At 65.8% G+C, this 19,496-nt stretch carries 16 protein-coding genes; 11 read left to right on the top strand and 5 right to left on the bottom strand.

What is annotated here, in order from left to right:
• Nucleotides 1-10: 10 nt before the first annotated feature.
• Nucleotides 11-3,142: a multidrug efflux RND transporter permease subunit gene (locus XI02_RS33375; protein WP_018273257.1), complete on the bottom strand. Its 3,132-nt coding sequence runs from the start codon at nucleotides 3,140-3,142 to the stop codon at nucleotides 11-13.
• A 385-nt stretch (nucleotides 3,143-3,527) separates the two neighbouring features.
• Entirely contained in the window at nucleotides 3,528-3,731 is a 204-nt protein-coding gene (locus XI02_RS33370; RefSeq protein ID WP_016844551.1) for a hypothetical protein, read from the bottom strand.
• Nucleotides 3,732-3,877: 146 nt separating this feature from the next.
• On the opposite strand from XI02_RS33370, the gene XI02_RS33365 reads away from it, so the two are divergent.
• On the top strand, nucleotides 3,878-4,213 hold the full coding sequence (locus XI02_RS33365) for a hypothetical protein (RefSeq protein ID WP_172647272.1): 336 nt from the start codon (nucleotides 3,878-3,880) through the stop codon (nucleotides 4,211-4,213).
• Between the two features lie 120 nt (nucleotides 4,214-4,333).
• Here XI02_RS33365 and XI02_RS33360 read toward each other — a convergent pair whose 3' ends face one another.
• Entirely contained in the window at nucleotides 4,334-4,981 is a 648-nt protein-coding gene (locus XI02_RS33360; RefSeq protein ID WP_026193210.1) for a TetR/AcrR family transcriptional regulator, read from the bottom strand.
• 165 nt (nucleotides 4,982-5,146) lie between these two features.
• On the opposite strand from XI02_RS33360, the gene XI02_RS33355 reads away from it, so the two are divergent.
• Genes XI02_RS33355 through XI02_RS33345 form a run of 3 tightly spaced genes read left to right on the top strand, consistent with a single transcriptional unit; the run spans nucleotide 5,147 to nucleotide 8,958 of the window.
• Nucleotides 5,147-5,644 carry a (2Fe-2S)-binding protein gene (locus XI02_RS33355; RefSeq protein WP_016844547.1) on the top strand — a complete coding sequence of 166 codons (498 nt, stop codon included), beginning with the start codon at nucleotides 5,147-5,149 and terminating at the stop codon, nucleotides 5,642-5,644.
• Nucleotides 5,641-6,687: a xanthine dehydrogenase family protein subunit M gene (locus tag XI02_RS33350; RefSeq protein WP_069278574.1), complete on the top strand. Its 1,047-nt coding sequence runs from the start codon at nucleotides 5,641-5,643 to the stop codon at nucleotides 6,685-6,687. Before XI02_RS33355 ends, XI02_RS33350 begins: the two co-directional genes overlap by 4 nt.
• Nucleotides 6,688-6,690: 3 nt before the next feature.
• The gene (locus XI02_RS33345) at nucleotides 6,691-8,958 is read left to right on the top strand and encodes a xanthine dehydrogenase family protein molybdopterin-binding subunit (RefSeq protein ID WP_172647273.1); all 2,268 of its coding nucleotides are present in this window, start codon (nucleotides 6,691-6,693) and stop codon (nucleotides 8,956-8,958) included.
• 60 nt (nucleotides 8,959-9,018) lie between these two features.
• Here the strand turns inward: XI02_RS33345 and XI02_RS33340 are convergent, their stop codons facing one another.
• Nucleotides 9,019-9,960 carry an IS110 family transposase gene (locus XI02_RS33340; protein ID WP_018271587.1) on the bottom strand — a complete coding sequence of 314 codons (942 nt, stop codon included), beginning with the start codon at nucleotides 9,958-9,960 and terminating at the stop codon, nucleotides 9,019-9,021.
• Nucleotides 9,961-10,268: 308 nt separating this feature from the next.
• Nucleotides 10,269-10,928 (bottom strand): cupin domain-containing protein, encoded by a 660-nt coding sequence (locus XI02_RS33335; RefSeq protein WP_244981056.1) that lies wholly within the window; start codon nucleotides 10,926-10,928, stop codon nucleotides 10,269-10,271.
• Between the two features lie 182 nt (nucleotides 10,929-11,110).
• On the opposite strand from XI02_RS33335, the gene XI02_RS33330 reads away from it, so the two are divergent.
• From XI02_RS33330 to XI02_RS33300, 7 genes are all read left to right on the top strand, one after another.
• Complete coding sequence (locus XI02_RS33330) at nucleotides 11,111-11,878, top strand: ABC transporter substrate-binding protein (protein WP_069278572.1); 768 nt, start codon at nucleotides 11,111-11,113, stop codon at nucleotides 11,876-11,878.
• 186 nt (nucleotides 11,879-12,064) lie between these two features.
• Nucleotides 12,065-12,718 (top strand): amino acid ABC transporter permease, encoded by a 654-nt coding sequence (locus tag XI02_RS33325; RefSeq protein ID WP_069278571.1) that lies wholly within the window; start codon nucleotides 12,065-12,067, stop codon nucleotides 12,716-12,718.
• A complete protein-coding gene (locus XI02_RS33320) occupies nucleotides 12,715-13,446 on the top strand; it encodes an amino acid ABC transporter ATP-binding protein (protein WP_172647275.1) in 732 nt (243 codons plus the stop codon). Before XI02_RS33325 ends, XI02_RS33320 begins: the two co-directional genes overlap by 4 nt.
• Nucleotides 13,447-13,640: 194 nt before the next feature.
• Entirely contained in the window at nucleotides 13,641-14,933 is a 1,293-nt protein-coding gene (locus XI02_RS33315) for an FAD-binding oxidoreductase (RefSeq protein WP_194483251.1), read from the top strand.
• Nucleotides 14,934-15,013: 80 nt separating this feature from the next.
• Complete coding sequence (locus XI02_RS33310) at nucleotides 15,014-18,244, top strand: adenylate/guanylate cyclase domain-containing protein (RefSeq protein ID WP_069278568.1); 3,231 nt, start codon at nucleotides 15,014-15,016, stop codon at nucleotides 18,242-18,244.
• Nucleotides 18,245-18,292: 48 nt separating this feature from the next.
• Nucleotides 18,293-18,787: a hypothetical protein gene (locus tag XI02_RS33305; RefSeq protein ID WP_172647277.1), complete on the top strand. Its 495-nt coding sequence runs from the start codon at nucleotides 18,293-18,295 to the stop codon at nucleotides 18,785-18,787.
• Nucleotides 18,788-18,794: 7 nt separating this feature from the next.
• Nucleotides 18,795-19,493, top strand: coding sequence for a trans-aconitate 2-methyltransferase (locus XI02_RS33300; protein ID WP_018273246.1), 699 nt, complete (start codon nucleotides 18,795-18,797; stop codon nucleotides 19,491-19,493).
• Nucleotides 19,494-19,496: the final 3 nt, after the last annotated feature.

Raw genomic sequence — 19,496 nt, 5'->3', positions numbered from 1 at the left:
ACGCGAGCTCCTATTCGGCGGCGTTCTTCACGGGCGATTCGACATCGTCGTCTCGCTTCGTAGCCGTCCAGTTCGACAGCGCATTCGAGAACCGGTCGAGGTAGAGATAGACGACCGGCGTGGTGAACAGCGTGAGCGCCTGGCTCACGATCAGGCCGCCGACCATCGCATAGCCGAGTGGCTGGCGGATTTCCGATCCTGTTCCGGTGCCTAGCATCAGCGGGACGCCGCCGAGCAAGGCCGCCATCGTCGTCATCATGATCGGGCGGAAGCGCAGCAGAGCCGCTTTCCGGATCGATTCACGCGGCGACAGATGCTCCTCGCGTTCGGCGGCGATCGCGAAGTCGACCATCATGATGCCGTTCTTCTTCACGATTCCGATCAGGAGGATGATGCCGATCAGCGCGATCAGGCTGAAATCGAACCCGAACGCCATCAGGATCGCCAGCGCGCCGACCCCGGCCGACGGCAGCGTCGAAAGGATCGTCAGCGGATGGATGTAGCTCTCATAGAGTATGCCGAGGATCAGATAGACCACGACCAGCGCGGCCAGGATCAGCAGCGGCACCGAGCTCAGTGATTGCTGGAAGGCCTGCGCGGTGCCCTGGAAGCTCGAGCTGAGCGTGGCTGGAGCACCGAGATCGGCGACGGCACTCTGGATCGCGTCGGTGGCCTGGCCGAGCGCCACTCCTTGCGCGAGGTTGAAGCTGATCGTGGTCGCAGGAAACTGCCCCTGGTGCGCGATCGCGAGCGGGCGCACCGGAATCGTGGTCCACTTGCAGAACACGGAGAGCGGCACCTCGTCCCCGGTGGTCGGCGACTTGATGTAGAGCTTGTTGAGCGTGTCGAGCTTGCCCTGCAATTCGGGGAGGATCTCCAGGATGACGTGGTAGCTGTTGAGCTGGGTGAAGTATTGGGTCACCTGGCGCTGGCCGAACGCGTCGTACAGGGTGTCGTCGATCAGTTGCGGCTGGATGCCGAAGCGCGACGCGGTGTCGCGATCGATGGTCAGTGTCAGCGTCGTTCCCTCGGTCTGCTGGTCGGTGGCGACGTCGCGCAGTTCCGGCAACGTTTTCATCCTGGCCAGAATCTTCGGCGCCCATTCGTTCAGCTCGTCGAGCTTCGCGTCCTGCAGCGTGTATTCGAATTGGGTCCGCGTGGCGCGGCCGCCCAGCCGGACGTCCTGCGAGGCCTGCATGTAGAGGCGTGCTCCCTCGACGGCCTCGAGCTTCGGCCGCAACCGTTCGATGATCTGCTGCGCGCTCGCGTCGCGTTCCTCGCGCGGCTTCAGTGTGATGTACATGCGACCCGAATTGAGCGCGGTGCCGCCGCCGCCGATGAACTCGGCCATGCTCTCGACCGCGGGATCAGCCCGGACGATGCTGCTGAGTTCTTCCTGATGCCGCTTCATGTCGGCAAACGAGATGTCCTGGGCCATCTGCGACACGGCCATCAGGAATCCGTTGTCCTGCTGCGGGAAGAATCCCTTGGGAATGATCACGAACAGGTAGACCGACAGTGCCAGCGTCGCGAAGAAGATGCATAGCGTGGTCCTGCTCCAGCGGAGCGCCAGATCGAGGCCCCGTTGATAGCCGTGCAGCATCCTGTCGAATGCCGCTTCGCTCCATTGGTAGAGCCGGCCGTGCCTGGTTTCGCCGTGCGCGCGCAGAAAGCGCGATGCCATCATCGGCGTCAGCGTGAGCGACACCACCAGGGAGACGAAGATCGCCATCGCCAGGGTCACCGCAAACTCGCGAAACAGCCGGCCGATGACGCCGCCCATCAGGAGCAGCGGGATCAGCACCGCGACCAATGAAATGCTGATCGACAGGATCGTGAATCCGATCTCGCCGGCGCCCTGGAACGCCGCGGCGAGCGGCCGGGCACCCTGCTCGACGTATCGCGTGATGTTTTCCAGCATGACGATGGCGTCGTCGACCACGAAGCCGACCGCAATCGTCAGTGCCATCAGCGAAAGATTGTCGAGCGTATAGCCGAACACCCACATCAGTGCGCAGGCGCCGAGCAGCGCGAGCGGCACTGTCACGGCCGGAATCACCGTGGCCCAGAAGCTGCGCAGGAACAGGAAGATCACTATGACGACCAGGACGATGGTGATCAGCAGCGTGATCTGCACGTCCTCGACGGCGGCGCGGATGGTCAATGACCGGTCGCTGATGATCTTGATCTTGATGGCGGGCGGGATGGCGGCCATGAGTCTCGGAAGTTGCTCCTTGATCCGGTCGACCGTTCCGATGACGTTGGCACCGGGTTGCTTGAAGATGACGAGGAACACGCCGCGTTGGCCATCCGCCCAGGCGGCCTGCTTCATGTCCTCCGGCGCCGCGACCGCCCGACCGATGTCGCGAATCCGCAACGGGCCGCCGTTGCGGTAGGCGATGATGACGTCATTCCAGTCCTTTGCCTCCACCAGTTGATCGTTGGCGTAGATCGTGTAGGCGCGCGTCGCGCCGTCGATGTTGCCCTTCGGACCATCGACCGTCGTAATGGCGATCTGGCTGCGGATATCTTCCAGCGAGAGCCCCTTGGCGACCAGTTTGGCGGGATCGACCTGCACGCGGATCGCGGGCTTCTGCTGTCCGCCGATGAATACCTGGGCGACGCCCGAAATCTGGCTGATCTGCTGCCCGAGCTGGGCGTCGACCGCATCGCTCACCTTGATCAGCGGCAGGGTGTCTGAGGTCGCCGACAATATGAGGATGGGCGAGTCCGCCGGGTTGACCTTGCGGTAGATCGGGGGCGTCGGCAGGTTCTTGGGCAACTGACCGCCTGCGGCATTGATCGCCGCCTGGACATCATTGGCGGCTCCGTCGATGCTGCGGTTCAGATCGAACTGAATGGTGACCGCGGTCGAGCCGAGCGAGCTCGTCGAGGTCATTTGAGCGATGCCCGGAATCTGCGCGAATTGCCGCTCCAGCGGCTGCGCGACGGAGGACGCCATGGTTTCCGGGCTGGCGCCAGGCAAGCTTGCGGAGATCTGGATGGTCGGAAAGTCGACTTGCGGCAGCGGTGCGACCGGCAACAGCGGATAGGCGACCATTCCGACGAACAGGAGGCCGGCCATCAACAGTGAGGTGCCGATCGGGTAGCGGATAAACGGAGATGAGATGCTCTCGTTCATTTCTGCGATCCAAATGAACGGCAGGCGCATCTTTTCCCGAAAGTCGGGAGTCGTCCTCGAAAGCTCGAGCGCGAACGCGCGTTTTCCTCGCCATGGCCAATCGGCAGATCGCGGAGTTTGCCTCCGCGCCTACCTGTTTTTTGCCAGCATAATCACTCTGGAGCACGCCGCGCGAATGGAATCGTCGGATCGCGCATTCGACGTTCGTTCAATGGCCGGAATTCGCGTGTTGTTATCGCCGCTTGGGAAGCGTCAAACATGTCCCTTGGCGCATAATATATCGTGGGACGATATATTATTGCACGCGCGGTTGGCTCGACGCCACGAGGGGCGTCATGATTGTTCAGGCGCGGCTCGTCCAGTGCAACGTGCTCGTGCGGCGGTCCTAGGCGATGTCGAACTCGTCCTGCATCCTGGTCACGATGTCGCGAAGCTCTTTTTCCTTCGCCTCATCCAGTGCGGTCTCGCGCGTGCCGCCGAGATCCCAGCTCGGAGTATAGCCCTTGAGCCGGATCAGCTTCAGGCCTGTGACACCCGACCTTCTTTCCAGTTCGGCAGTGATCTCGTGCTGCATCTGGAGTGTCTTCATCGCGCATCTCCGGGAACGCTATCCCGCTCAACAGGACAGCCAGCATCATGTTCCTCGCGAGCCCGCGCCGGATGCGTGTCCCGCCGTCCTGGAACGTCCGCCTTGCGGTCCACGTTGCTTCCGGTCGAACCAGGAAAGGACCTCACATGAAGAAACTGGCAACGATCGGATTGGCTGCGGCCATGATGCTGTCGACATCGCTCGCCTTCGCGCAGGGTGGCGGCGGCGCCGGATCGGCCGGCGGCGCGAGTGCAGGCGCGGGGACCGGAAGCTCCGGCACAGGAACCGGCACCGGCGGCACCACCGGGATGGGAACCGGCTCGGGAATGAGCAATCCGCCCGGAAGCACGACTGGCAACATGAACAACCCAGGCACCTCGACGCCGAACTACTCGACCGACCCGAACAACAATTCGGCGACCGCGACCGGGACCTCGAACCTGCCCGGCAACAACAGCGGAACGCGGACCAATCCGCGATGATCGCGAAAGCCCCGCCTCAGTGCGGGGCTTTTCGTTACGCCCCGGATCGCGAAGACCAACAATGGACGTAGAGGCGATCGGCAGAACCGGCGATTGTATCGGACCGCTCTTGGCCAGTAACTATGCCTTGCGCGGGGCTTTTCGCGCGGCCTTGTTCGCAGGCTTTGCCGCGGAGGCTGCCGTGCCGACCGGCTGCACCCGCAGGCCATCCACGAATACGTCCAACAGCCTGAGCGCGGTGGTCTGCCAGCCGGGCTGGTCGTGCATGTAGCACATGCCGATCAGCGCGCGCAGCACGTCCTCGGCGCTGATGTCGCCGCGGATCGCGCCGGCCGCGACCGCGCGCGCGAGCAGGGTGCCGATCGCCCTGGTCAGGCGGTCGAACGAATAGGCGTGCAATTCGGTCGAGCCGTGCGCGACCAGCGCCAGTGCCGCGACCATGCCCTTCTTGGTGGCGACGAATTCCACATTGGCGCGCAGCCAGCGCCGCAGCGCCTCGACCGGCTCGGGTGCGCATTGCAGTTGCTCGGCCAGATCGCCGAGCTGCTCGACCTCGCGGCGATAGACCGCCTCATACAGCGCCTCGCGGGTCGGAAAGTGGCGATAGAGCGTGCCGATGCCGACGCCGGCATGGCGCGCCACTGCCTCGAGGCTCGCCTCGCTGCCGCCAGCCGAGAACACGGCCTTGGCCGCTTCCAGCACGCGCTCGCGGTTGCGCACGGCGTCGGCGCGGGGCTTGCGTGCAATTTCTGGTGATCGAGCGGCCATTAGTTTTTTCATTGGCTTTTTCTTTTCACCCTCCCTTGTAAACGGAGGATGCCTCCGTATATGGCGACCAGCACCGGACCTGACAAGGCGCGCCGATCCTGCATCGGTGGCCACGGGTTTCCGTTGCCTCGATTCAACCCGACCATACACGGATCGGAGCCCTGCATGAATCTCCCACTCAGCCTCACCATCAACGGTGTCCGCCGGGAAATTGTCCTCGACGACCCCCGCGTGACCCTGCTCGACCTGTTGCGCGAGCGCCTCGACCTCACCGGCACCAAGAAGGGATGCGACCGCGGCCAGTGCGGCGCGTGCACCGTCCTGGTCGACGGCCGCCGCATCAATTCCTGCCTCGCGCTTGCCGTCAGCCATGACGGCGCCGAGATCACAACCATCGAAGGCGTCGCGCGCGGCGACCAGCTGCATCCGGTGCAGGCCGCCTTCATCGCCCATGACGGCTTCCAGTGCGGATTCTGCACGCCGGGCCAGATCATGAGCGGCATCGGCCTGATCCAGGAGGGCCAGGCCGGCGACGATCCGGAGCGCGTGCGCGAATGCATGAGCGGCAATCTGTGCCGCTGCGGGGCCTATCAAGGAATCACCGAGGCCGTGCTCGAGGCGCAGGCCGGCATCAACGCGACCAAACAGAGGCGCTCCGCATGATGAACTTCGATTATGTCAGGCCGGCCAGCGTCGCGGACGCGATCGCGGCGGCATCCGAAAAGGGCGCGAGCTATCTCGCCTCCGGCACCAATCTGCTCGACCTGATGAAGGGCGGCGTCAGCCGGCCGAGCCTTCTCGTCGACGTCACGCGTCTGCCGGGGCTCGACCGCATCGAGCATCCGGCCGACGGCGGCTTGCGGATCGGCGCGCTGGTGCGCAATGCCGATCTCGCGCATGACGCGGAGTTTGCGCGCAACTATCCGGCGGTTGCCGAGGCGTTGCTGTCGGGCGCGTCCGCCCAGCTGCGCAATGCCGCGACCGTCGGCGGCAATCTGATGCAGCGGACACGCTGCGCCTATTTCTACGACGCCGGCAGCGCCTGCAACCGGCGCTGGCCGGGCGCCGGCTGCGACGCCCTGAAGGGCGAGAACCGCCTGCACGCGGTGCTCGGCTGGAGCGAGGGCTGCATCGCGACCCATCCGTCGGATTTCTGCGTGCCGCTGGTCGCGTTCGACGCCGTCGTCGAGATCGAGGGCAAGACCGGCCGGCGCGAGCTGCCGCTCGAGGCGCTGCACCGTCTGCCGGGCGAGACGCCGGAGCGCGAGACCGCGCTGGAGCGCGGCGACCTGATCGTCGCGCTGCGGCTGCCGGCCGAAGCGCAAGGCTTCTCCGGGCATGCGCGCTACATCAAGGTGCGCGAGCGCACCTCCTATGCGTTTGCCGTGGTCTCGGCTGCGGCCGGCTTGCGCATCGAGGATGGAAAAATCCGCGAGGCGCGGCTTGCGCTCGGCGGCGTCGCGGCAAAGCCGTGGCGGGCGCGCGAGGCCGAGCAGGTGCTCGCGGGCGCCGCGCCGGATGCGGCTAGCTATCGCGAGGCGGCGCGCGCCGCGCTCGCGGGCGCAAAACCGTCCGGCGACAACGCCTTCAAGATCGAGCTCGCGCAGCGCATCGTCGCGCGCGCGCTCACCCTTGCTGCCGCAGGCACGCCGGATCGCATTCCCGCGCTGCCGGGCTCTCCCTTCTCGTCCGTTGCAGGAGCGTAACGCATGACGGCTGAACTCAATCTCACCCGCGACCCCGCCCATGTCAGGCACGGCTCGAATATCGGCCAGCCGCTGACCCGCACCGACGGCACCCTGAAGGTCACCGGCAAGGCGCGCTATGCCGCCGACAATCATCCGCCCGGCATGGTCTATGCCGTGATCGCGACCAGCTGCATCGCGCGCGGCCGCGTCACCGCGCTCGACGTCGCTGCCGCCAGGCGCCACCCCGGCGTCCTCGATGTGATGACGCCGGCGCACAAGCCGGAGCTCGCGGAGGACCCGGACGCCAAGGGCAATCCGTTCGCCTTCCGCATGGAGCTCCTGCAGAGCGACGAGGTGCGCTACGCCAACCAGGCGATCGCGGTGGTGATCGCCGAGACGCTGGAGGCCGCCACCGAAGGCGCCGCGCTGCTGTCGCCGCGCTATCAGGTCGAGATCGCGCGCGTCGGCCTCGACGCCGGCGAAGCCTATGCGCCGCCGGTGGTCGGCATCGGCAATCCCGCCGAGGTCCGCCACGGCGATATCGATGCGGGCCTTGCCGCGGCATCGAAGCGGATCGACGCAACCTACGAGACGCCGGCGCAGTATCACAACGCGATGGAGCCGCACGCGATCGTCGCGGTGTGGGACGGCGACCGCTTGTTCCTCGACACGCCGAGCCAGGGCATGGCGATGGCGCAGATGCGGATCGGCGGCCTGTTCGGCATTCCGCCCGGCAACATCCACATCAACAGCCCGTTCCTCGGCGGCGGCTTCGGCTCCAAGGGCCTGGTCTCCGGGCCGCAGGTGCTCGGCATCATGGCGGCGAAGCTGGTCGGACGTCCGGTCAAGCTGGTGCTGCGGCGGAGCCAGATGTACGGCCCGGTCGGCCATCGACCGCAGACCCGCCAGCGCATCCGGATCGGCACCGGTGACGACGGCCTGCTGACCGCGCTCGATCACGAAGCGCGCGTCACGACATCGAGCTTCGACGATTTCTACGAGCCGGCGGCGGACGCCTCGCACACGCTCTATGCGAGCCCGGCAATCCGCACAGCGCATGAGGCGGTGCGTGTCGACACCGGCACGCCGCTGTTCATGCGCGCGCCGGGCGAGGCCACCGGATCGATCGCGCTGGAGAGCGCGATCGACGAGGCGGCGTTCGCCTGCGGCATCGATCCCCTGGAATTCCGGCTGAAGAACTACGCCGAGGTCGAGCCGACCACCGGCAAGCCGTTTTCCTCGAAGGCGCTGCGGCAGTGCTACGCCAGGGCCGCCGAACGTTTCGGCTGGGCGGGGCGTCCGCTGCAGCCAAGGCAGATGCGCGACGAGAACGGCTTTCTGGTCGGATGGGGCATGGGCACCGCGACATTCCCGGCGCTGATGTTCCAGGGCAATGCCCGCGCCGTGATCCGCGCCGACGGACGCGGCGTGATGGAGAGCGGCGCGCACGATATGGGGCAGGGCGCCTGGACCGCGCTCACGCAAATCTCGGCCGACGCGCTCGCGCTCGATCTCGAGCAGATCTCGTTCCTGTCGGGCACCTCGGATCTGCCGGATGCCGGCATCGCCGGCGGCTCCGCGCACACTGCAACGGTCGGTGCCGCGATCCACAATGCCGGCGCGGCGGTGATCGCAAAGCTCGCCGAACTTGCGACCTCCGATCAGCGCTCGCCGCTGTTCGGCGCCGGCAATGCCGGCGTGGTGGCGCGGGCCGGGCGGCTCTATCGCCGCGACGATGACGCGCGCAGCGAAAGCTACGCCGAGATCCTGGCGCGCGCCGGCGTTGCCGAGGTCGAGGCCTCTGGCACGGGTGCGGCTGATCCCGCGGCGCAATCGCAATATGCGATGCACGCGCATGGCGCCGTCTTTGCCGAGGTGAAGGTCGATCCGGAGCTCGGCCAGATCCGCGCCACGCGGCTGGTCGGCGCGTTCGCCGCCGGCCGCATCATCAATCCGTTGATGGTACGGAGCCAGCTGCGCGGCGGCATGATCTGGGGCCTTTCCTTCGCGCTGCACGAGGAGGCGGTGATGGACAAGAGGTCCGGACGCATCCTGAATGCGAACCTTGCCGAGTATCATGTGCCCGTGAATGCCGACGTGCCGCCGATGGAGGTGATCACGGTCGACGAGCACGATCCGCACGTCAATCCGCTCGGCATCAAGGGCGTCGGTGAGATCGGCATCACCGGCAGCGCCGGCGCCGTCGTCAACGCCGTCTTCCACGCCACCGGCATCCGCGTGCGGAATTTCCCGATCAAGATCGAGGAAGTGGTGATGGGGTTAAGTTGACACTGCTCGATGCGATCGCGGTGTAACCATCGATGTCGTCCCGGCGAAAGCCGGCAACTGTTATGTTGGTTTGGTCTGCAGGTACGGCTTTCGGTCTCGCATCATGGCATTGAGGACCGTGAGCAGCTTCCTGGCGACGGCGATGAGGGCGAGCTTGGCTGGTTTTCCGGCCTGTCGCAGTCGTGCATAGAAGGCCTTGAACGGATCAGCTCTGCGAACTGCGTTGAGGGCCGCCATATAGAGGGCGTCACGAACGCGCTTTCGGCCGCCCGCAATCTTGCGCTTGCCGCGGAAGGTGCCGCTGTCGACGTTGAAGGGAGCAAGGCCAGCGAGCGCTGCGAGTTGTTTCGGTCCGACCCGCCCGAGTTCCGGCATCTGCGCGATGAGCTGCATGCAGGCCACGGGACCCACGCCGGGCAGCGAACGCATTAACTTCGCATCGTCCGCGATCTGCGCTTCGGCTTTAATCAATGCGCTGATGTCGGCCTCGATCTCGGCGATCTCGCTGTCGAGGACCTCGATGAGGCGGCCGATGCGTTCGGCCATGGCGCGATCGTCGGCCTCGCTGCGCCGGTTCTTCTCCTGGGCGCGCATGAGGACCAGCTGATCCCGCCGTTTTGCAAGCCTCGCCAAGGCGCCCCGTGCAGGATCGGCGACCTGCTCGGGGGCGGGCTGCATGGCCCGCGCAAAGGCCGCCAGCATCCGCGCATCGATCGGATCGGTCTTGGCGAGTAGGCCGCTGGCCCGTGCAAAGTCGCGGGCACGGGCCGGGTTGATCCGTGCGAACTGGATCCCGGCCTGACGCAGCGCCTCGCGAAGCGCGAGGTCATAGATACCCGTCGCCTCGAAGACCACCAGCGCATCGCATTGCCAACGCGCCACCTGCTGTGTGATGGCCTGTGTCGCGTTGGCAATGCGCCTCGGCACGCCGTCAGCCTCATCAAAGATATCGAGGTGTTTCTTGGAGATGTCGATTCCGACGTAACGAAGAGCTATGATCACGGTGCCTGTCCCTGTGATGCGAGGTCTGTTGGTGCAGCCTCGTGCAACTGTTCAGGTTGATAGATGGAACGGGCGGGAGACCGAGCCGGCTCACGGCGTCGAGCGCCAAGGACCCAACGGCTTCCCGCCCACCCTCATCCTGACACACTTCCAAGACACAGGGACCCATAACCACGAATGTAAGTTGTGATGCAACGCTGGGGCCGCAGCGGTCTTCAACAACACAACCCTGTGGTAATGGGTCCCGGCCTGCGCCGGGACGACGCGGGATGGCCTTCGCCGGGACGACGAATGGAGAGAGCGGGGCCTCACCCCGCCGCCGTCACGCAGTTCACCCACAGCACCATAGCCTTCGCATCGCGCGCCGGGTTGGAAAACCGGTGCGGGCGGCGGCTGGCGAAGCGGAAGCTGTCGCCCTGCTTCAGCGTCCAGGTCTCGGTGTCCACCGTCAGCGTCATCTCGCCCTGGAGCACGAGGCCGGCTTCTTCGCCGTCATGGGTATAGAACTCGTCGCCGGTGTTGCCGCCGGGCTCGAGATGCACCAGGAACAGATTGAGCCGGCTCTCGCTGCCGGCCGGACTCAGCAGCTGCTTTGAGATTCCGGTGCGCCACAGCTTCAGCTCGGCGCGCTGCACCTCGCGGGTCACGACGCCCCCGGCGCCGTCATCTTTCGGCGTCGCGCCGAACAGCGCGGCGATGCCGACGCCGAGCACGTCGGCCAATGTCGCCAGCACGCGCAGCGAGGGTGACGACAGGCCGCGCTCGATCTGGCTGATGAAGCCGATTGACAAGTCGGTGCGCGCGGCAACCACCTCCAGCGACATCTCCTTGCTGCGGCGCAGGTCGCGGATGCGGCGTCCGACCGCGAGATCCATCGCGGGCTCGGCCGGCTTGCCGGCCGGTTTCTTGGCCGGAGTCCTGGCCGCGCGGCGTGCCGTCGCGGGCCTTGCTGCCGTGCCTTTGCGCATTCTGTTGCCGCCGCTCACGTCAGTCCGCTTCCTTCATGTGCATGAAAACCGCTTGCATTGGCCGCGGTTTCGTGACCACAATTTCATATTGGTGAAAATAGGCCGGAACGGCGTCGACCGCAACCAAAAGCCCGAAACGCGCGGGCGATGCGGCGCCAGGGCCAGCTTCGGGAGGTGTTGCGATGTCGTTTCAGCGTCTCGTCCAGGCCGCGGTGGCCGCCCTTGCCCTTGCCTTGACCGCGCCGTCAGGGGCGCAGCAGGTGCTCAAGGTCGGCTCGACCCCGACCGGCATTCCCTTCACCTTCCTCGACACCAAGACCAACTCGATCCAGGGCATCATGGTCGATCTCGCCACCGAGATCGGCAAGGACGCCGGCTTTACCGTGCAGATCGAGCCGATGCAGTTCTCGGCGCTGATCCCTTCGCTGACCGCGAACAAGATCGACATCATTGCGGCTGCGATGTTCGCCACCGCCGCGCGCAAGGAGGTGATCGACTTCTCCGAGCCGGTCTACACCTACGGCGAGGGCCTCGTGGTGCCGAAGGCCGACACCAAGGCCTATGCCTCGCAGGAGGATCTGAAGGGCACCGTGGTCGGCGCCCAGGTCGGTACTGCCTTTGTCGATGCGCTGAAGAAGACCGGGCTGTTCAGCGAGGTCAAGGTCTACGATACCATTCCCGACATCCTGCGCGACGTGAATGCGGGCCGCCTCAAGGCCGGCTTCGCCGACTATCCGATCCTCGCCTACAATCTGCAGCAGGGCAATTTCGCCGACGTGCGGCTGGTCGACGGCTACAAGCCGGTCACGGTGGGCACGGTCGCGATCGGCGTCCGCAAGAGCGACACCGAGCTGCTCGCGAAGATCAACGCCTCGCTGGCCAAGCTGAAGGCCAACGGCACGATCGCGAAGATCCTGGAAAGGTGGGGCCAGAAGGCCAACGCATCGTGACGCGCGTGTGCTGCTATTGGACTTGCCGGGCCACGCAAGCTCAGTGACCCGTCATCCTGAGGAGCGCGTAGCGCGTCTCGAAGGGTCGACGGCCACCAGCCGGGCCGATTCATCCTTCGAGACGCGGCGAAGACGCCGCTCCTCAGGATGACGGGAGCGGGTGACGGGACGGGATAAATTTAGCCGATGCAAAAATTCTTCCATGACGCCGTCGAGTTCGTGCCAATCCTGCTGCAGGGTGTCTGGCTGACCATCGTCGTCACCGTCGGCTCGCTGTTGCTGTCGACCGTGCTCGGGCTGGTGTGGGCCTTGATGCGGGTGTCCGGAATTCGCATCCTCGTCGGCTTCAGCGCCGCGCTGATCAATGTGATCCGCGGCATCCCGATCATCGTGCTGCTGTTCTACATCTACTTCGTGATGCCCGATTTCGGCATCGCGCTGTCGGCGCTGCAGGCCGCGATCATCGGGCTCGGCATCGCCTATTCAGCCTATCAGGCGGAAAATTTCCGCGCCGGCATCGAGGCGATCGACAGGGGGCAGATCGAGGCGGCGCAGACCATCGGGATGGGCTGGTGGCTCACCATGCGCCGCGTGGTGCTGCCGCAGGCGGTCAGGATCATCCTGCCGCCCTACGGCAACATCATGATCATGATGCTGAAGGATTCCTCGCAGGCGTCCACCATCACGGTCGCCGAGCTCGCGCTGCAGGGCAAGCTGATCGCCTCCTCGACCTTCAAGAACACCAGCGTGTTCACGCTGGTGGCGCTGATGTACCTCACCATGAGCATTCCGCTCATCCTGCTGGTTCGGCACTTCGAGAACAAGGCGAACCGCAAATGATCGCGCTCCGCGACGTCCACAAGAGTTTTGGCAAGGTCGAGGTGCTGAAGGGCATCACCGCCTCCGTCGCGAGGAGCGAGGTGGTGTGCATCATCGGCCCGTCCGGCTCCGGCAAGTCGACCATCCTGCGCTGCATCAACGGGCTCGAGAGCTACGATCGCGGCGAGATCAGCGTCGAGGGCGCGCGCGTCGACAGCAATGACCGCTCGATCGTGGCGATCCGCACCCAGGTCTCGATGGTGTTCCAGCGCTTCAATTTGTTTCCGCATCGCACCGCGCTCGAGAACGTCATCGAGGGGCCGCTTTATGTGAAGAAGGAACCGCGCGAGCAGGCGGTCGCCCGTGGCCGCGCGCTGCTCGCGCAGGTCGGGCTCGCCGACAAGGCCGAGGTGCACCCGCCAAAACTCTCCGGCGGCCAGCAGCAGCGCGTCGCGATCGCGCGGGCGCTGGCGATGCAGCCGAAGGCGATCCTGTTCGACGAGCCGACCTCCGCGCTCGATCCGGAGCTGGTCGGCGAGGTGCTGTCGGTGATGCGCAAGCTTGCCGACGACGGCATGACCATGGTCGTCGTCACCCATGAAATGGGCTTTGCCCGCGACGTCGCCGACCGCGTGCTGTTCATCGACGGCGGCGTCATCGTCGAGCAGGGCTCCGCCAAATCCGTCCTCAACCAACCCCAGCACCCGCGCACCCAGGATTTCCTGCGCCGCGTGCTGCATCCGCTGTGATCGGTTCATGATGCCGCTTGGTCAGGCCGTTTCAGCATCGATGGTCCACCTCTCCCCTTGTGGGAGAGGTCGGATTGCATCGTTAGATGCAATCCGGGTGAGGGGTTACGCTCTCTCGTGGGACCTGAACCCCTCACCCGGCGCTGCGCGCCGACCTCTCCCCGATGGGGAGAGGTGAAATACGAGCTCCTCCCATGACCACACCCACCCGCCTGCCGCTGCCACCGAGTCTCTATGCCGACACCGCGGTGGAGGCGACGCCGACGCCTCCGCTGACGTCGGACAAGAGCGTGCCGGTCGCGATCATCGGCGGCGGCTTCACCGCCCTGTCGACCGCGCTGCACCTCGCCGAGCAGGGTGTGCTTGCGACCGTGCTGGAAGCGCAGGAGCCGGGCTGGGGCGCCTCCGGCAACAATGGCGGGCAGACCAATCCGGGACTGAAGCACGACCCGGATCAGATCGAAGCGGATTTCGGCGCCGATCTCGGCCGCCGCATGATCGAATTCTCCTACGGCACCACCAACTTCACGCATGATTTGATCCGCCGCTACCAGATCCCCTGCGAGGCCAGGCAGAACGGCACGCTGCGCGCCGCCTACAACGAAGCCAGCGCGGCGGCGCTCGAGACCACGGCAAAGCAGTGCATCCGGCGCGGCATGCCGGTGAAGCTGCTCGACGCCGCCGAGATGCGGGCGATGACCGGCAGCGACCGTTACCTCTGCGCCATGCTGGATGCGCGCGGCGGCGACTTGCATCCGCTGAGCTATGCGCGGGGTCTTGCGCGCGCCGCGATCGGGGCCGGCGTCGCCGTCCATGGCGAGACCCCGGCGCTGTCGCTCCGCCGCGACGGCGGCCGCTGGCGGATCGCGACGCCGCGCGCGGTCGTGCTCGCCGACAAGGTGCTGCTCGCGACCAACGGCTTTACCGATGATCTCTGGCCGGCGCTTCGCCGCAGCATCGTGCCGGTGTTCTCGTCGATCGCGGCGACCGCGCCGCTGTCCGACGAGATCGCGCGCGCGATCATGCCGACCCGCCCGGTGCTCTACGAAAGCGGCCACATCACGGTCTATTACCGCATCGACCAGCACAACCGCCTCTTGATGGGCGGCCGCGGCCCGATGCGCTGGATCAGCAAGCCGACCGACGTCGCCTATCTGATCCGCTACGCCGAGCGGCTGTGGCCGCAGCTCAGGGGCGTCGGCTGGACCCACGGCTGGAACAGCCGTCTTGCCATCACCGCCGATCACTACCCGCATGTCCATGAGCCCGCGGAGAATTTGCTGATCTCGCTCGGCTGCAACGGCCGCGGCGTCGCGCTCTCGACCGCGATGGGCGCAGAGCTGGCCCGCCGCCTGATCGGCGGCCCCAAGGCCGGGATCGACATGCCCGTGACCGGTATCAAGCCGATCCCGATGCACGCCTTCTGGCGGGTCGGCGTCACCACGGCCGTGCTGACCGGCCGGGTGCGGGACCGGTTTGGTGTGTGAGGCATTTAACACAATTACAGAATGTGCTGGGCTAATCTCGTGCGTCGGATATATTCGCAGTCTTTACTGAAAGGCTGTTCATGCAGTGCGAGCGATGCGGTCATGCGAACCGGGCTGGCAACGATTATTGTGAAGATTGCGGTGCGCCGTTAGGCCTCAAATGTGACTCCTGTCAGCATGTGAACGGGCCCTCCAGCCGCTTCTGCGGCCGCTGCGGCACCGCGCTCGCCGCGGGCAGCGTCCGTCCCGATGCGCCCTCGCAGCGGCTGCTGCGTTCGCTCAGCACCAAGGGCGGCGAGCGCAAGAACCTCACTCTGCTGTTTGCCGATATCCGCAACTCGACCAACCTGATTGACAGCCTCGGCGATCCCGAGCTCGGGATGCGGCGCCTCGAGCCGGTGCTCGACCTGATGAAGGAAGCGGTCCACCGCTACGACGGCATCGTCAACAAGATCCAGGGCGACGGCGTCATGGCGCTGTTCGGCGCGCCGCCGCGCCCGCATGAAGACCATGCGGTCCGCGGCTGTCTCGCCGCGCTCGCCATGCAGGATTCGGTCGCCAGGCTCGCCGATCCCGGGATGCAGATCCGGGTCGGGCTGCACACCGGCGAAGTCGTGGTGCAAACGGTGGAAAACACCATCTATCAGACCTACGACGCCGCCGGCGCCAACGTCCATATCGCCAACCGGATGGAGCAGATGGCCGATGAGGGCGCGATCCTCATCACGCGGGACACCTATGTCGGCGCCAGGCAATTCGTCGAGGTGTCGCCGCTCGGCATGCAGACCATTCGCGGCATCTCCATGCCGGTGGAGGTCTTCAAGCTGACCGGGCTGCTCAGCGCGCCCGCCAGCGACGTTTTCCGCAGCGGCCGCCGCCTGACCTCGATGGTCAACCGGACCGAGCAGATGGCGGCGCTGGAGCATGAGCTGTCGCGTGCGGTTGGCGGCGACGGCCGGGTCGTCGGCATGGTCGGCGATGCCGGCATCGGCAAGAGCCGGCTTTGCTTCGAGTTCGCCGAAAATTGCCGCCGCAAGGGCATTCGCGTCTACGAGGCGCGCGTGCTGGCGCATGGCCGCGCAACGCCGTTCCAGCCCGTGCTCGAGCTGTTGCGCGACATCTTCGGCATCCGCGTCAAGGAGCCGATCGAGACATCCAGGCGTCGCGTCATCGATCGTTTCGCCGAGATGGCCGCGTCGGAGCAGGAACTGCTGGTGCTGCTCGAATTCCTCGGGCTTGCCGATCCGGAGCATCCGGCTCCGAAGCTCGATCCGCGCGCGCTGCGGCTGCAGTTGCTCGATCTCGTTCGAACGCTGGTGCGCGCGCGCCCCGGGGACACGCCGGCGGTCGTCATGATCGAGGACCTGCACTGGATCGATGCCGCCAGCGAAGAGTTCGTCGAGACGCTGGTCGATGCCATCGTCGGCACCGCGACGTTGCTGGTGGTCAATTTCAGGCCGGGCTTCACGGCACCTTTCATGCAGCGGTCGCACTACCGTCAGATCGCAATCCCGCCGCTGCCGTGGTCCGATTCGAACGAGCTGCTCCGCGAGCATTTCGGCAGGCATCCCTCGCTGGCCTCGCTGAGCAGCAATGTCATCGAACGCGCGCAGGGCAATCCGTTCTTCATCGAGGAGCTTGCCAACACCGTCGTGGAGCGCGGCAATGTGGAGGGCGAACGCGGCAACTACCGGCTCAAGCATGGCGTCGATGCGGTGCCGCTGCCCGCAACGGTGCAGGCCGTCGTGGCCGCCCGCATCGATCACCTCGAGGATATCGCCAAGCAGGTGCTCGAGACGGCGGCGGTGATCGGCCGGCTGGTCGCGATGTCGGTGCTGCGTCCGGTCGCGGCGCTGCCGAACGACGATTTGCAGAACGCCATCGCGCAGCTCCGCCAGGCCGAACTGCTGTACGACCTGCCGCCCTACGACAAGGGACTGCTGGCGTTTCGCCATCCGTTGATCCAGGAGGTCGCCTATGCAACCCAGTTGCGGTCGCGGCTGACCACGCTGCATGCGACCGTCGCCAAGGCGATCGAGGGCTTCGACTGGGGCAAGCTCGACGAGTTTGCCGGGCTGCTCGCCTATCACTACGAGGCCGCGGGCCAGCCGCTGGAGGCGGTGACCCATTTGCAGCGCGCAGCGCGCTGGATCGGCAAGACCAACTCCGCCGAGGCAATGAAGAGCTGGAAAAAGGTTCGCGCCCTGCTGCAGGACCAGCCCCCGTCCGAATATGTCGACCGGCTGCGGGCGATGTCGAGCGGCCAGATCCTCAACTTCGGCTGGCGTGAAGGCATGTCCGCCGAAGAGGTCAAGCCCTACGCCGAAGAGGCGATCAAATACGCACGCGCGGCGGACCCGGTGCACGAGCCGATCCTGCTCGGAGCCTACGGCAGGATCCTGGCCGCGACCGCGGCGGCCGACGACTATGTCAATCTCGTGCAGGACGCCTTGAAGCTCACCTCCGGCACCGGGGACGTCGGACGGTTTGCGACGGTCAATGCCATGCTGAGCCAGGCGTTCTTCCTGTCGGGCCGTCTTGCCGAGGCGCTCGACGCCGGGCAGGTGGCGGTTGCCGCGATTGCCGAGCAGGGCGGTTTTCACAACAACGTCACACTCGGTCTCAACCCGAACCAGATTCTCGGCTTCGACGTCGAGCACTGGATCAGGTGTCTCGGCACCAGAATTCTGGTGCGGCTGGGCCGGTTCGACGAGGCCGAGCGGCGGATCGCCGAGGTGCTGCGGGCCGAGCCGGAGCGCTTCGCCGCCGTCGTGCAGTTCATTCCGCATTTTGCGATGGTGGAGATGGGCTGGAGCCGCGGCCGGCCGGACCTCGCCAAGCCGCATGCGGCGAGAATCGCCGAACTGGCCGAGCAGTCCGGCACGCCCTATCTGCGGGTCGCGGCGCTCGCCAGCGCCGGCCTCGCCAGCGGCGCCGCAGGCGACTTCAAGGTTGCCGCCGCCCAGCTTCAGGAGGCGATCGACTTTGCGCGCTCTGCGCGAGCCGGCCTCGAATTCGAGGCGCGCATGCTGGCGGATCTGGCCGAAGCGCTCTATCGCGCCGCCGACCACCATGCGGCCCTGCAAGCGGTGGACGAGGCGCTGATGGTCGCGCGGCGAAGGACCGATCGCGTCGCCGAGCTGCACGCGACCGTGCTGCGCGGCCTGATCATTTGCGCTTTGGGCAGCACGTCGCATGATGAGCTTGACGAGATTGTCGGCGGCGCTCAGAATTTGCTCGATGTCTCGGGGGCAGTCTACTTCACGCCACAACTCGATCAGCTTCGATTGCATCTTGAGCGACGTCGCTAGACGCGACGATTTTTTCATTTCTGGAAACAAGGTATTGAGGGGGTTCTAATGGGACGGATGATTCAAGACGATACGACGCGCGATGTTCTGGATCTGCTGAACAAGCGGTTTGGTCCCGGCGGGATCATGGAGATGGTCGAGCTGCAAAAGGAGTTCGACATCTTCTCTCCCAATCATCCCCTCGAGCAGTCGTTCAGGCTGATCGGGATCGAGCCGGCCGACCGGGCCGAGCGGAAGCGCTGGTACACCTTCCTCGGCACGCTCAAGGACTATCCTTCCGATCAGCCCAATGTGAGCGGATACAAGCGGGTGGTCCAGGCGTTCCGCCAGGCGCTCACGCAGAGTCCGTATCTGCCGGTGCTGGTTAGCGTTCACGCCATGAAGGAAAATCCGAAGGTGACGTTTGCGGCCGACGGCCACACGCCGCTGATCTACTCGACCCAGTCGTATCGGGTTCTGTCGATCCCGACCAAGCCAAGCCAGGTCGCCCGCAAGGAGCTTGCTGCGATGGCGAAGCAGCGGCGGGCCAAGGCCAAGAAGTGAGCAAGACGTGAGCATCGCAGCGGAGACCGCAGGTTTCGGCGCCGAAGGCGACCGGGCGCGGTTCTCCGTCCTTTATGCCGATGTCGAATCCTACTACAGCGCGCGGGTCGCCAAATACGGCGCCACCCCGCGCGGGGTGGACTGGTCCTGCCAGGCCACCCAGGACCTCCGCTTCGTCCAGTTGCTGAAGCTCTGCGACTTCTCCGCGCCGTTCAGCCTGAACGACATCGGCTGCGGATACGGCGCGTTGTGCGCCTATCTCGCAAGGCGCCATCCGCAAGCGGAGATCGACTATCTCGGGATCGACCTGTCGCGCGCCATGATCAGCCGCGCGCGCCGCCGTTTCTCGGCGCCGGGGCGCCGCTTCAAGGTCGGCAAGGGCAGCCCGCGCCGCGCGACCTATTCGGTCGCGAGCGGCATCATGAATGTCGATGTCGGCGGTTGCCGCCGATCCTGGGAGGCATTCGTCGCCGGGATGCTGGCCGACCTGCGCCGCGCCAGCCTGCGCGGCTTCAGCGTCAACTTCGTCACCGGGGAGGCGGACCCCACGGCAGCCGCCAATGCAGTGCCGGCGCACCAGCTTTACTGCACGAGGCCCGAGCCGTGGATCCAGTATTGCGAACGCGAGCTGGGCTGCACCGTCGAGACCGTCGACGGCTACGGAATGAACGAAGTCACCCTGCTGGCGCGATGCAGGGATTGCTGATCG

Source organism: Bradyrhizobium sp. CCBAU 21365, from assembly GCF_015291305.1.
GTDB classification, from domain to species: Bacteria; Pseudomonadota; Alphaproteobacteria; order Rhizobiales; family Xanthobacteraceae; genus Bradyrhizobium; species Bradyrhizobium elkanii.
This window is presented reverse-complemented; position numbering and strand designations above follow the sequence as displayed.